Source organism: Marinobacter sp. MBR-99 (genome assembly GCF_040547575.1).
In the GTDB taxonomy this organism is placed as follows: domain Bacteria; phylum Pseudomonadota; class Gammaproteobacteria; order Pseudomonadales; family Oleiphilaceae; genus Marinobacter.
In genome coordinates this window covers 1-13,762 of the sequence record NZ_JBEPPY010000030.1, presented here as the reverse complement: position 1 = coordinate 13,762, position 13,762 = coordinate 1, and the positions used below count along the sequence as shown (strand labels likewise).

General features: G+C 51.9%; 10 protein-coding genes and 1 pseudogene. 9 read left to right on the top strand and 2 right to left on the bottom strand.

Annotation, left to right across the window (positions count from 1 at the left end):
- The first annotated feature begins 114 nt into the window (after positions 1-114).
- The 9 genes from ABIE59_RS19000 to ABIE59_RS18955 all read left to right on the top strand — a co-directional run bounded on the left by ABIE59_RS19000 (position 115) and on the right by ABIE59_RS18955 (position 11,047).
- The gene (locus ABIE59_RS19000) at positions 115-1,335 is read left to right on the top strand and encodes an alkane 1-monooxygenase (protein ID WP_354449315.1); all 1,221 of its coding nucleotides are present in this window, start codon (positions 115-117) and stop codon (positions 1,333-1,335) included.
- 137 nt (positions 1,336-1,472) lie between these two features.
- The gene (locus ABIE59_RS20020; RefSeq protein ID WP_023008027.1) at positions 1,473-1,991 is read left to right on the top strand and encodes a rubredoxin; all 519 of its coding nucleotides are present in this window, start codon (positions 1,473-1,475) and stop codon (positions 1,989-1,991) included.
- 51 nt (positions 1,992-2,042) lie between these two features.
- Positions 2,043-3,497, top strand: coding sequence for an aldehyde dehydrogenase family protein (locus ABIE59_RS18985; RefSeq protein ID WP_354449313.1), 1,455 nt, complete (start codon positions 2,043-2,045; stop codon positions 3,495-3,497).
- Between the two features lie 27 nt (positions 3,498-3,524).
- On the top strand, positions 3,525-5,123 hold the full coding sequence (locus ABIE59_RS18980; protein ID WP_232902594.1) for a GMC family oxidoreductase: 1,599 nt from the start codon (positions 3,525-3,527) through the stop codon (positions 5,121-5,123).
- 100 nt (positions 5,124-5,223) lie between these two features.
- Positions 5,224-6,846, top strand: coding sequence for a long-chain fatty acid--CoA ligase (locus ABIE59_RS18975; RefSeq protein WP_412535742.1), 1,623 nt, complete (start codon positions 5,224-5,226; stop codon positions 6,844-6,846).
- Between the two features lie 85 nt (positions 6,847-6,931).
- Complete coding sequence (locus ABIE59_RS18970) at positions 6,932-7,603, top strand: OmpW/AlkL family protein (RefSeq protein WP_023008031.1); 672 nt, start codon at positions 6,932-6,934, stop codon at positions 7,601-7,603.
- Positions 7,604-7,739: 136 nt separating this feature from the next.
- Positions 7,740-9,449: a methyl-accepting chemotaxis protein gene (locus tag ABIE59_RS18965; RefSeq protein ID WP_023008032.1), complete on the top strand. Its 1,710-nt coding sequence runs from the start codon at positions 7,740-7,742 to the stop codon at positions 9,447-9,449.
- A gap of 176 nt (positions 9,450-9,625) precedes the next feature.
- Positions 9,626-9,976, top strand: coding sequence for an aldehyde dehydrogenase family protein (locus ABIE59_RS18960; protein ID WP_023008033.1), 351 nt, complete (start codon positions 9,626-9,628; stop codon positions 9,974-9,976).
- 264 nt (positions 9,977-10,240) lie between these two features.
- Positions 10,241-11,047, top strand: a complete 807-nt coding sequence (locus ABIE59_RS18955) for a hypothetical protein (protein WP_023008034.1) — start codon at positions 10,241-10,243, stop codon at positions 11,045-11,047.
- A gap of 227 nt (positions 11,048-11,274) precedes the next feature.
- Here the strand turns inward: ABIE59_RS18955 and ABIE59_RS18950 are convergent.
- Positions 11,275-12,360: pseudogene (locus ABIE59_RS18950) on the bottom strand (IS3 family transposase).
- Positions 12,361-12,404: 44 nt separating this feature from the next.
- On the bottom strand, positions 12,405-13,628 hold the full coding sequence (locus ABIE59_RS18945) for a GGDEF domain-containing protein (RefSeq protein ID WP_023008039.1): 1,224 nt from the start codon (positions 13,626-13,628) through the stop codon (positions 12,405-12,407).
- Positions 13,629-13,762 lie beyond the last annotated feature (134 nt).

Genomic DNA, 13,762 nt, shown 5'->3' with positions numbered 1-13,762 from the left:
ATAGCCAATCCTGTCACTGTGCACAACCGTCCCGCTCATCCTGGTGGTCCGGTGTACGCGATGCAGAACAAAACGTAAAAAGATGATGAATCTGAAAACAATAAGGTGATCCTGATGTCAATGTCAGAAAATGTATTAACAGAGTCTCTTCAGAGGGACCCTGGTGCCGAAAACTATGTGGACAGAAAGCGCCACCTGTGGATCCTTTCTGTGCTGTGGCCAGCAACACCTCTTATAGGCCTTTATCTGGTCGCCCAGACCGGATGGAGCATCTGGTACGGATTGGTGTTGATCCTTTGGTATGGCGCAGTTCCCTTGATTGATGCCATGTTTGGAGAGGATTTTTCCAACCCCCCCGAGTCGGCTGTGCCTCGGCTTGAACAGGATCGTTACTATCGGGTACTGACCTACTTGACGGTTCCTATTCACTATGCCGCCTTGATTGTCAGTGCCTGGTGGGTATCCACGCAACCAATGAGTGTTTTCGAGTTTCTGGCATTGGCCCTTTCCCTGGGAATCGTGAATGGCCTGGCTCTGAACACAGGCCACGAACTTGGCCATAAAAAAGAAACGTTTGACCGTTGGATGGCGAAGCTTGTCCTCGCCGTGGTCGGATATGGTCATTTCTTCATTGAGCACAATAAGGGGCATCACCGTGATGTGGCTACGCCGATGGACCCGGCGACATCCCGCATGGGCGAGTCCATTTACTCATTCTCACTGCGTGAAATTCCCGGTGCTTTCAAGCGGGCATGGGATTTAGAGGAACAGCGCCTCAGTCGTTGTGGAAAAAGTGTCTGGAGCCTGGAGAACGAAGTTCTTCAGCCTATGATTTTGACCGCTGTGCTTTATGCGGGATTGCTGGCGTTTTTTGGCCCGTTAATGCTGATCTTTTTGCCCATTCAAATGGCCTTTGGCTGGTGGCAGCTGACCAGCGCCAACTACATTGAGCATTACGGATTGCTGCGCGAGAAGATGTCGGATGGACGTTATGAGCGTCAACAACCGCACCACTCATGGAACTCAAACCATATTATGTCGAACCTGATTCTGTTTCATTTGCAACGACATTCCGACCATCACGCCCATCCTACAAGGTCCTATCAATCGCTTCGCGACTTCAAAGACCTGCCTTCCTTACCATCGGGATATCCCGGGATGTTCCTGGCCGCAATGTTTCCCTCATGGTTTCGTTCGATAATGGACCACCGGGTGCTGGATTGGGCTAAAGGAGATCTCGATAAGATTCAGATTCAACCCGGCAAGCGTGAATTCTATGAGCGTAAATTTGGTGGGACTGATTCTGAATCAGTCGATACCGCCGCGGCTAAATGATCGGCTAATCGGAACTTATATACCTCGTTTACTTTATTTACGTTGCAGAAAAAGAGCCTCTGACGTGCACCTGAAAGAGGGTGCGCGTCGGGCGCTACCAAAACAAAGACAATAATATCGTTTGAAAGGTGCTCTAAATGGCTAAATATCAATGCCCTGATTGTGGTTATGTATACGACGAAGTGGTTGGTGATCCGCACGAAGGCTTTCCTGCAGGAACGACATGGGAAAAAATTCCTGAAGACTGGTCCTGTCCAGACTGTGCCGTCAGGGATAAGGTTGACTTCGTTGCGCTTCAAGAAGCGAACCCGGAACTTTCGGTGTCCGCAACCAATATAGCGGTCCGTACTGCCAGCCAAGCTAAGACCGAGGGAGCATCGCAGAAAGCAACGGACGCATCTACTCCTTCAGCTAAAAATAAAACAAAGCCCAAAGCGAAACCGAAGCCTACCTCTTCAAAATCGCCCAAAGACTCGACTCAAAAAGATACCTATCGGAAGTGGGTCTGCATCACTTGCGGCCATATCTACGATGAAGCTCTCGGAGATGAAGCCGAAGGCTTCCCTGCCGGCACACGTTTTGAAGATATTCCAGACGATTGGTGCTGTCCGGACTGTGGTGCCACAAAAGAGGACTATGTCCTCTATGAAGACTAATAATCCGATTTAAAATAACAACAGTCTCGTTCGGAAAGAGGTGATTTTATAATGCAGATTGCTAGTCTGGCGGAGGTTGGGCTGCCCAATGTGTCAACCAGCGATACGATTGATTCAACGTTCGCGGCCCTAAAGCGGGCACAACTTGCGCGTCGCGGAAGTTTTACCTTAGAGGCTCGAATAGCGCAGCTCGACCAGCTGCGGGATTCAATTAAACGCTACGAATCAAACATCATTGCGGCTTGCGCGGCGGACTTTCGAAAACCCGCTCCAGAAGTCAAATTAACTGAACTCCTGCCGGTGCTTCAGGAAATTCGACACACTAAAAAACACTTGCGTAAATGGATGCGTCCGAAGCGAGTGGCTGCATCCATTGGTGTTTGGGGTACGAGGTCTTATGTTCGGCCAGAGCCAAAGGGTGTGTGTTTAATTATCGCGCCATGGAATTATCCTCTCAATCTTGCGCTCGGACCTCTCGTCTCAGCGTTGGCTGCGGGGAACGGAGCTATCATCAAACCCTCGGAAATGACACCCCACACCTCAAAGGTGATTGCCAACATTGTCGCCGAAACCTTCCCCCCCGATCTTGTTTCGGTGATTGAAGGCGATGCCGCTGTAGCCCAGAAACTGTTGGCCCTGCCCTTCGACCACATATTCTTCACTGGTAGCCCTGCGGTAGGCAAGCTGGTCATGGAGGCTGCTGCCAGGAACCTTTCCTCAGTGACACTGGAGCTGGGCGGGAAATCCCCGACCATCGTAGGCCCGGATGCCAACATCAAGAAGGCTGCCCGATACATTGTCTGGGGGAAGTTTGCCAATAATGGCCAGACCTGCATCGCCCCAGATCATGTTTTTGTGCACGTTAATATCGCAGATCAATTCAATGAAGCACTTAAAACGGAAATTGGGCGAGTCTATGGAAAAACACCAGAAGCCCAGAAATCGACCGCCGACTATTGCCGGATTGTAAATCGACGTCATTTCCAGCGAGTTTCAAACCTGATAGATGATGCCAAAAACAAAGGTGCAAGAGTCTTTGAAGGCGGTGTTACAGATGCTGAAGAGAATTTTATTGCTCCGACGTTGATTTCAAATGTATCGAGCGACATGGATATTTCACGTGAGGAGTTATTCGGCCCGATCTTACCCGTTATTGAATTCGACGATATTGATCTGGTTATCAAGAAAATCAACGATAACCCTAAACCGCTTGCGCTTTACATATTCGACAAAAACGAGGCTTTTGCCACGGATATTATCGAGCGAACGAGCTCCGGCGCTGTAGGAGTCAACCTTACAGTTGTGCATTTTCTACATCCGGGCCTGCCGTTTGGTGGAGTTAATAATTCCGGGATAGGGGCGGCACACGGTGAATACGGTTTCCGCGCTTTTTCGCATGAAAAGGCGTTGATGGAGGATAAACATTCTCTTATGCATCTTCTTTTTCCACCCTATACAGCCTGGGTCCGGCGTCTTATAGAGGCTGCTGTTCGTATTCTGGGCTGAGCATAATCCAATAACAAGAGAGTCACTATGTACGATTACATTATTGTTGGCGCCGGGTCGGCTGGCTGTGTATTGGCTAACCGACTGACTGCCGATCCCTCGAAGCGAGTAGCGTTACTTGAAGCAGGGCCAAAGGATAAGAGCCCGCTCATACATATGCCTGTGGGTATTGCACTTCTTGCCAATAGCAAGCAGGTGAACTGGGCCTTCGAAACCGAGCCTCAGGAACATCTCAAGGGGCGCCGTCTGTTCTGGCCCCGGGGTAAAACTCTTGGCGGCTCCTCCTCCATCAACGCCATGGTCTACATCCGGGGCCACAAAGCCGATTATGAACACTGGGGTCAGGCTGCCGGAACCGACCTTTGGGGATGGGACCGCGCATTAACATTGTTTCGCCGACTGGAAGATAACGAACGTTTCGGACCGGATGCTTACCACGGCAAGGGCGGTGAACTCAGCGTAAGCGATCTGAGATCGGTCAATCCGTTAAGTCGGGATTTTGTTCGCGCCGCTTCCCATGTGGATGTCCCGGTGAACACGGATTTCAATGGCGAAACGCAAGAGGGACTGGGCCTCTACCAGGTGACACAAAAAAATGGTCGGCGCTGGAGTTCGGCGCAGGCGTTTCTGCGTGGCGCAGAGAAACGGCCTAACCTCGATGTGCTAACGGACGCTCGGGTAACCCGGGTGGTAATGGATGGCCAGCGGGCGGTTGGGGTGACACTGAACCAAGGGGGCGAATATCGCCAGCTCAGACTCAATAATGGCGGTGAAGTCATTTTGTCCGGCGGGGCGGTTAATTCACCACAGCTACTTTTGCTTTCCGGAATCGGTGATCGCGAAGAGCTTCGGAAACACGGAATCCCTCTGGTCCATCACCTTCCTGAGGTGGGCAAGAATCTGGTCGATCATTTGGATATTACGCTGATGCACGCGGCGAACTCACGTTTGCCTATTGGTGTTGCCCCCAGCTTCCTGCTTCGGGGAGTGAGCGCACTTTTTTCCTATATTTTTGCGCGACGCGGGTTTCTCACCAGTAATGTAGCCGAGGCAGGAGGCTTTGTTAAATCCAGCCCTTCGTGTGAACGACCGAATGTGCAATTCCATTTTTTGCCAACTTTTTTGAAGGATCATGGGCGAAAAGTGATGACCGGGTATGGCTACACCTTACACATTTGCGATCTGCTGCCCAAAAGCCGGGGTTTTATTGGACTGAAAAGCCCTGATCCATTAGCCGATCCGTTGATTCAGCCCAATTATCTGAGTGACCCCGAAGACATCAAGACAATGATTTCCGCCGTTAAATTCGGGCGACGAGTACTCGCGGCACCGACAATGGCTTTGCATAGTAAGCGAGAAGTCATGCCCGGAAACTCTGTGTCCTCGGACGATCAGATTGCGGACTTTATCCGGGAAAATGCAGAGACTATTTACCACCCCGTTGGCACTTGTCGTATGGGCGCGGATCCGGATTCAGTCGTTGATCCGGAATTAAAAGTCAGAGGGATTGAAGGGCTAAGAGTTGTCGATGCCTCGATAATGCCCAGTTTGGTTGCCGGTAACACCAACGCACCCACCATGATGATTGCCGAAAATGCAGCCGACATCCTCTTGGGAAATGTTTAGGTTCAAACCCGGATTATGCCTTCTACATTGGACCTTAATGACGCCAGATACTCGCGTCAACCAACTACAAAAACGACAGGAGATAAACGTGCTTGGCCAAATGATGAACATGGAGCTCACCGTGAATTCCTTGATCGACCATGCTGCTCGCTACCATGGAGACGCTGAGATTGTGTCGATAGGAACGGATGGAAATCCCAGTCGATCTGACTGGGCAACTGTTTCGGAGCGGTCGCGACAACTTGCGTCAGCGCTTCGAACGGCAGGCTATGTCCAGGGGGATCGGTGCGCGACCATTTGTTGGAATAACGTGGGGCACCTGGAATGTTATCTTGGCATCTCTGGTGGCGGGATGGTGTGTCACACCATTAACCCGCGACTGTTTCCAGAACAACTCGTTTACGTTATCAACAATGCTCAAGACAAAGTCATATTCTTTGACAAAACGTTCCTTACCATTGTTTCAAATATCCGAGACCGACTGGAGACGGTTGAGAAATTTGTATTGATGTCCGAACCGGACGAAGAAATTGCAGCGCAATTTCCAGGCTTGTTGTTTTATGAAGAGTTTCTCCAGCGAGGAACGCCTAACGCGAATTGGCCTGAAATCGCCGAAAACCAGGCCTCAAGCCTCTGCTATACATCGGGCACCACCGGAAATCCCAAAGGGGTGCTCTATTCACACCGCTCCACCGTTCTGCACGCGCTGGTAGCTGCTCAACCCGACGCACTGAATTTATCGGCACGGGACGTGGTGATGCCGGTTGTTCCTATGTTTCACGTAAATGCGTGGGGGGTACCCTACATTACGGCGATGGTTGGAGCCAAACTGGTGTTGCCTGGTCCTGGCCTGGATGGGCAAAGTTTGGTCAAGCTGATCGATTCAGAAAGCGTAACGATTGCGCTGGGTGTGCCTACGATTTGGCAGGGACTTCTCTCGGCTTTGGACGAGCTTGGCTCCTCGGCACAGTCGCTTAAACGGACGGTGATAGGGGGTAGCGCTTGTCCGCCCTCAATGATGTCGGAGTTTCGTGGTAAGTATGGCGTAGAAGTTGTCCATGCATGGGGAATGACAGAAACATCACCGATCGGAACCGTCAACGCACTGCTGTCGAAACACAATACTCTTTCGGAGGAAGGAAGAAACAAAATCCGTGAAAGCCAGGGACGGCCTCCCTACGGGGTGCAGCTCAAAATTGTAGGAGAAGACGGTCATCAACTGCCCGAAGATGGCATTGCTCAGGGAAATCTCCGCATCCGTGGTCATTGGGTGGTAGCCGATTACTTCGGTGTTGAACCAAATCAGACTCTTGAGGAAGACGGTTGGTTCGAGACAGGTGATGTTGCTTCGATCAATGATGATGGATTTATGACAATACGTGACCGCTCAAAAGATATTATTAAATCTGGTGGTGAATGGATATCTACAGTCGAATTGGAGGGAATCGCAATGGGCCATTCTGCCATCAATGAAGCTGCCGTAGTGGCGGCCTCCCATGATAAATGGGACGAACGACCGATCCTGTTGGCAGTAAAAATACCCGACGCAAATATTACTGAGGAGGAACTTCTTGCTCATTATCAGGGGAAAGTCGCCAAGTGGCAGATCCCGGATCGCGCGATCTTTGTGGAAGGATTGCCACGCAATGCCACGGGGAAAGTATTAAAAAACAAGCTGCGTTCTGAGTATGGGGAAGTATTAGTCAATAAACCGGCAAGCTAGCATCAATGAGTGGCATTTGTGTTACGAAAAATTGCAGTTTTACCTAAAGCCAATTTGTTTTAATACCAAAAAGGATAATAAAAAAATGAAACCTAAAATAATTAGTAAAGTCTCGTTAGTGGCGTTCCTTTTACTTTCACTTGCTGCGAGCCTGGCCAACGCTCAATCTGAGCCGGTTTACAGTAGAGGCGACTGGGTGGTTGGACTGAATGCCACTAGAGTTTTAACCGATGAAGATTTGCGATCAGCCTCTGCGGGGGGTGCCCCCGTTCCAAATTCCAACCTGTCTATTAACAACGATACGACCGTTTCATTCGACGTGTCGTATTTTCTGAGTAATCAGCTGGCATTTAACATTTTTGGCGGCATTCCCGCTAGTGCGGACCTCCAGGGCGAAGAGTCTCTCTCCGGTCTTTTTCTTGGTCAAACAGATTATGGTCCGGTAATTCTTTCGCTTCAGTATCATGTCTTAACGGGTAGCAACTTCTCTCCGTACTTTGGAGCGGGTGTAGGACGGATTCTCTTTTTAGATGAGAAGGATCGCGCACTAACCGACTTTGATGTTGAAGATACTTGGGCCCCTGCCGTTCAAGCTGGTTTTCGCTGGAAGATGCATAATAACTGGTCGGCAAATTTTGATGTAAGATATGCGCCTTTTAAGGCAGATATCACCGGTAACTTGGGCCCTGCCCCTGTTCAGGCGAAAGTGAGAGTAAACCCCACTATCGTGGGTATCGGTGTCGCATACCACTTCTAAGTAAAGAATCTGGGGTGGGTCTTGCCGCTAAAGTTTCCCTGCGATCGGTCGATGCGAGCGAGAGGTTGATACGCATCAGGTGGTAACACCTCCGATTGCAGACGTTTTCTTTAATCAACTAACAGAACCGTTACCCATGATTGACTCTATAAAGCAATGGTTCGGACTGATACGGCACCGGGTCTATTTCCTTGTCGGACTGGGCGTCGTGGTGACCCTGTTGGCTGGCTCGGTGTCGTTCTTTGTGTTCAACACGCTCGATGTGGTGACTTTGATCTCGAGGGCTGAACGAACCCATACGGTTAACGTGTTCAGGGCGAGTTCCAGTCTGCACCAGTACGTCAATACCAACAATGAGAGTGACTACCAGAAATTCGAGGATCGTCTCAGACGCGCGCTGGCCTACAGCGCTTTGTTCTCGGCGACGCCGGAACTCCTTGAAACCAGCAGCACCTCGGAGTTCGCACGAAAGATACAACAAACGTTCCAGGAAGTGAGGTACCCTGACCAGGCCCGCGCCCTAATTCTGCGGCTCAGGATCCTGAAGAGTAACCCAATCGCCCAGCGTCTGGTTTCCCTGTCGGGCGAAGCCTCCGAGATATCGGAGCAGATACTCGCTCTGGCGGCCGAACTCAGGAACGCCGCCGATCCCTCGCAGCGGGAGGAGATCATCCAGGAAATCGATGCCAAAGAAAGACAGGTCAACGAAGTGGCGCATCAGTTCTCGGAACTTACGGGAAATCTCTCGCAGTTCGCGATTTCCCTGGCCACGACAGTTCTCTTTGCCGTATTGATCCTGGGGATGCTGGTACTCAGTATCGTGGCGTGGCTGGTTGTCCGTCCCATGAACCGCTCGGTAAATCAGGCGGTGGAGACGATTCAGAGCCTTGCCGAGGGTCATCTCGACTCGAGGCAGTACACTGCACCTGGAGAAATGGGGCAGATCCTAGAGGCGACCAACTGTCTCCAGCAACAGCTGAGCCGTGTGGTCAGCGAAAGCCATACCATCTCCCAGACCCTGGCCAGCAGTGCCGAAGAGCTGTCGGCAACGACAGACGGCCTGCTTCAGGGCGCCGAGGATCAGTCGCGGGGGATCGAAGCGGTCAACGGCTCCGTTCAGCAGATGTCGGACAGCGAAGCAACCGTCGCTGACAAAGCCAGGGAAACCCGAGACGTATCGATGCGGACTGAAACGCTGGCCAGAGCAGGCGGGGACAGCGTCAGCCGGGCGGTAGCGGGAATGAGCCGCATAGAACAGGCGGTGAGCCAGTCCTCGCAGACAACGGAAGCTCTCTCCCAGGCCAGCGCGCGTGTCCACGAAGTGGTCAACACAATCCAGGCCATTGCCGAACAGACCAATCTGCTGGCACTGAATGCGGCCATCGAGGCGGCCAGGGCCGGAGAGCACGGCCGGGGCTTCTCAGTGGTTGCCGATGAGGTGCGGGCGTTATCAACACGAACCCAGGAGGCCACGCAGGACGCCGCCAAAGCTCTGGAAACGATCGAGACGCAGGTTTCTCAGGCCACAACATCCATGGAACTCTGTCAATCGGAAGTCCGTGAGGCACTGGATGTCACTCAAGAGCTGGAACAGGCGTTTCAAGGTATCATTGCTTCATCCAGTGACGGTCGTTCACACAACGAAGACATCGCAAAAACTCTCCAGGAAAATGCCAAGCGGGCCCATCTGATACTGGACCAGGTCAGTCGTATAAGCCAGATTACCTCGAACACAGAGCAGTCCAGTCAGCAGATCAATACGGCGGCAGATCAGCTTGCAAGGACTGCCGCCGAGCTGAAGGATCTGCTCGAGTGGTTTAAGGCCAGTGGGGGCTCAAAGCAATAGCAAGAACCAGTTGCTCCGCCAGGGAATGTTGGCGAGTAAAAGTACGCATGAGTTGAGAGCACTGACTGGGTGAATAGGTGCGAAGTGCCATTATATCGCCCAAAGCTCCACCATTGCAGGCTTTTCACGTCTAGGATATAGATTGGACTGACCGGATAGTAATTCCCTGAGGCGTGATGCAGCGAGAAAGGAAAGAGGTCCATATTTGGGCTGGAAAAATATTTAGTTCTGGTTGGGTAGAGGCAGGGGGTGGCGTTTCCAATGTTATCGATCCGTCCAATGGCGATCGTCTTAGTGTTCCGGGCATCGCAAATGGCGAGGATGTTGTCGCTGCTGCGCAGGTGGCCGAGAGAGCACAAAAGAAGTGGGCTGCAATACCATTTAGTGAAAGAGCCGCGATTGTCCGAAAGGCTGCAAAGACACTAAAGAAGCGCGAAAAGGAGTTTGCCGATTGGAATGTGCGGAAAAGCAACCCGACCGTCAGAGCTTCGCCAGCGCTTCAATGTGCACTCGCTGATATCTGTTAGCTCTGCGACCTTGTATCGGGCTGCACCACCGGCAAAGGCTTCATCAAACAGCTCCAGGAGCCGTGCACGTTCGGTTCGTCCAGCGGCGTCAGTCGTCCTCGCGGCCGTCCGGGTCTTCACCGTACAAGGCTTCGAGCTTTTTGACAACATCAGAAGCGAGGTCGTCTCGGGAAGCGCAGATTCGCGAATCGGAATTTAGCGAGTCGCGCCAACGGACTGATCTGGATACAAAAATATAACTGTAATTAAGGAGATTTTCATCCGATGAAAGACGCTCGAACCCAAACCCGGTCGCTCACTGCCGGCCTTATTGCGCTGATTTTCGTCTCCCTGACAGTGAAGGCTGACGAAACTCGATTTCTGTCACAACTCCACGACTTCCGTATTATTAACTTTATTGCCCTTAGCGCCTATTATCAGTACAGCGCCAGCGGTGATAAAACCACTCTGAACGAAATAGTTGCAGCAATCAACAATGCCAACAGTGCGATGAATGCCATTGCTGAAGACAAGTCCAGCGCCTTGAGCGAGGAGCAGACCCAGCAACTCGTCACTGAATTCGACAAGTTCAAAGAACTCATGCGCCAGAACATCAATGATGTGCGCCAGCGTGGTTACCCGGACTTGAGACTCCTTTCGGAAATGGCCGACCAAACAGTCACTCTGAGCACGATTTCATCAGAACTGTACGATCTTGCTCGTGAGGGCGTGGGGGCCAACCCCGACGAAAGGGTCGAGATTGCACGTTCTGCAGCGGTCATGATGGCGCGGATGATGTCTAAATACTCCGCACGCTCAAACTCTTCCGTTGCCGAAAGCTTTCAGGGCGCCGATTCGGAGCTGGCCCTTGATCAACAGGCAAAACAATTTGATCAATTGGTTGAAAAGCTTGTGAAGACCCCCTCCAGTGGGGAACTGAAAAAGGCCATAGACAGTGTCCAGACCAAGTGGATGTTTATCCGCGGTTCTTATATCAACTTCAATGACAATAATGTGCCTTTTTTAATTGATCATTATTCCCGAGGTATTTTGAAGAGCCTGCATGAAGCCATCGCCTTATTAACCGCATAGTATCCCGTCCCGCCTGAGTTAAGGCCCGCTCCGTGACGTGAAGCAGGTCAACTTCGTCGTAGAATGACTGTTTGCGGCCTAACTGCTTAGCATCGAATACGGAGGTCATCCATGAAGCACTTTTTCGCCAACCTAACCATCCGCGCCCGGCTCATCGCCGGCTTTTCCGTGCTGGTGGCCATTGCCCTGGTAATCCCCCCATTTTTAACGGGGTTCAAAAGTAGACCTCAGGCCATCATGGCCAACTTCTGTTGAGGGGTAATCCCTCCAAGTCCCATATTGGGTCGTTCATGATTGTAGTGCCAGAGCCAACGAGTGGCATAATCCTGGACTTCTTCGGTGCTGTCGAACAGATACTGTGCCAGCCAGTCGTAACGCACGGTTCGGTTGTAACGTTCGATATAGGCATTCTGCTGGGGTTTGCCAGGCTGGATAAACGCCAGCTTGATCTCTCGGTTCTCGGCCCAGGCTGACAGCTTGCCGCTGATGTACTCTGGGCCGTTGTCACAGCGAATGGAGCGCGGCTTGCCTCGCCATTCGATGATCTGGTCGAGTGATCGGATAACACGCTCTGCCGGCAGCGAGAAGTCCACCTCGATGCCAAGGCCTTCGCGGTTGAAGTCATCAATTACATTCAGCAGCCGGTAACTGCGTCCGTCATTGAGCTGGTCGTGCATGAAGTCCATCGACCAACTGTCGTTGATCGTTTCCGGCACGGCCAAAGGCTCCGGCTTTTCACGGACCAGACGCTTCTTGGGCTTGATACGCAGGTTCAGTTCCAGCTCCCGGTAAATCCGGTACACCCTTTTGTGGTTCCAGCCAAAACCCTTAACGTTACGCAGATGCAAAAAACACAACCCGAAGCCCCAATTTTTCTGGTTATGGGTCAATCGGATCAGCCAGTCGGCAATCTCTGCGTTCTCGTCGCTGAGCTTAGCCTGGTAGCGGTAACAGGTTTCACTGATGCTGAACATCCAACACGCCAGGCGAATGCTAACACGCTTCTCATTGACGGCTTTCTGCGCCATCTCACGACGACGAGACGGCTTTACCACTTTTTTTCGATGGCTTCCTTGAGAATGTCCGACTTAAGCCGCTCCTCGGCGTACATTTTTTTGAGCCGACGGTTCTCGTCCTCCAGCTCCTTCAAGCGGGCCATCATGGACGCATCCATACCGCCGAATTTGGCGCGCCATTTAAAAGCTGGCGCTGCTCACGCCGTGCTCACGGCAAAGCTCCGGAACCGGTACGCCGTTCTCGGCTTGCTTGAGTATCGACAGGAACTGGCTGTCGGAAAAACGTGACTTCTTGATGCAGAATCTCCCTGCGTGTAGCTTACGGAAAAGTCTACTTTTGATCACCGCTGTTTTTCGGTGGGATTATCATAAAAGGCCCGTTTGTTCTCGTACATGCGTTTATCCGCCAAGCCTAACACGGAACGAGCATTCAGGATTTCCGAAGAAGAGGCCACGCCGATGCTGAACTGGATCGGGACGCGGCGAAAGTCCTCGTCCTCGTGATCGTCGAAATCCAGTATTTGTGCTTGGCTGCACCGACTGATCCGTTCCAGCAGGCATTGTGTCTGGTCCAGTCTGGTTCCTGGACAGATCACCGCGAATTCATCGCCGCCGATGCGCGCCACGCAGTCCTCTTCACGACAACTCGATAGCAGCAGGTCGGCAACGGCGCTGATCAGGCGATTCCCGGCCAAGTGTCCGAGGTTGTCATTCAGCCCCTTGAGTCCGTTGACGTCCACCACCAGAAGTGAGAAATCAATACCCTGATTGCCTTCCTTGAGTTCGATCTGGCGTTCCAGTTCTTTATTGAAATAGTTGTGGTTATAGACACCGGTAAGACTGTCGATGTTGGCAAGTTTTTCCAGTTCGATAGTCAGCAGCCTATTTTGGATGGCCGCCGCCGACTGATCCAGGAAGAGGGAGATGATTTCTTCGTCGGCTCGTGACAGGCACAGCCCCTTTACAGCCAGCGTGCCGATCACCAAGCCCTTGCGGCCATGCAGGGGCAAGAATTGCCAGTGCCGACCCTCGTTCCCACATACCCGCTTGAGCTGCACCACCACCTCGGCCTGGCCTGATTCTAGGAGTCGATGATTGTTGTGAATCAGGATGCGCTTTTCCTCTTTGGAAATGCCGTGAGAGGAAAAAAAACGCACCATAGTCGACCGGCCGCTGCCCCAAACGATGCTGAAATGATTGTCGGGCCACAGCTGATGCAGTCGCACCAACATGTCGTCCAGCAGTGCCGAAACTCGGTCGTTTTTCTGCATGACCGCACTACTCTCCAGCAGAGACTGAAAAATCTCGTTACGACGCGCAGCGACGCGCGTGGCCTCTTGGGCGATTTTCCCGACCATCACTAGGATGTACACCACCGGCGACGCGACCAAGACCGCGGTGATTAGGGCAGTGGCCAGGATTGACGGGCCCAAGGTGCCGCCAAATAACATGAACAATGGGGGGGCGATCATTCCGGCGGCGATCACGGACAGAGAAGTCACCACCAGGACACGGTGTGGCCACCGCAGGTTCATGAGGTGGCTGGTAAAATGGGGAAGCGCCATGGCGTGGGTTTCGGCAAAAATTTAACATTAAGAGGCTAGGGAAGGTCTGAATAACTGCTGATATTTGCCCATCTTGGGTTTAAACGGCAAAAAATCGAAGATTCAGACACTATTTTCCCTTTATTTGTGTGTTT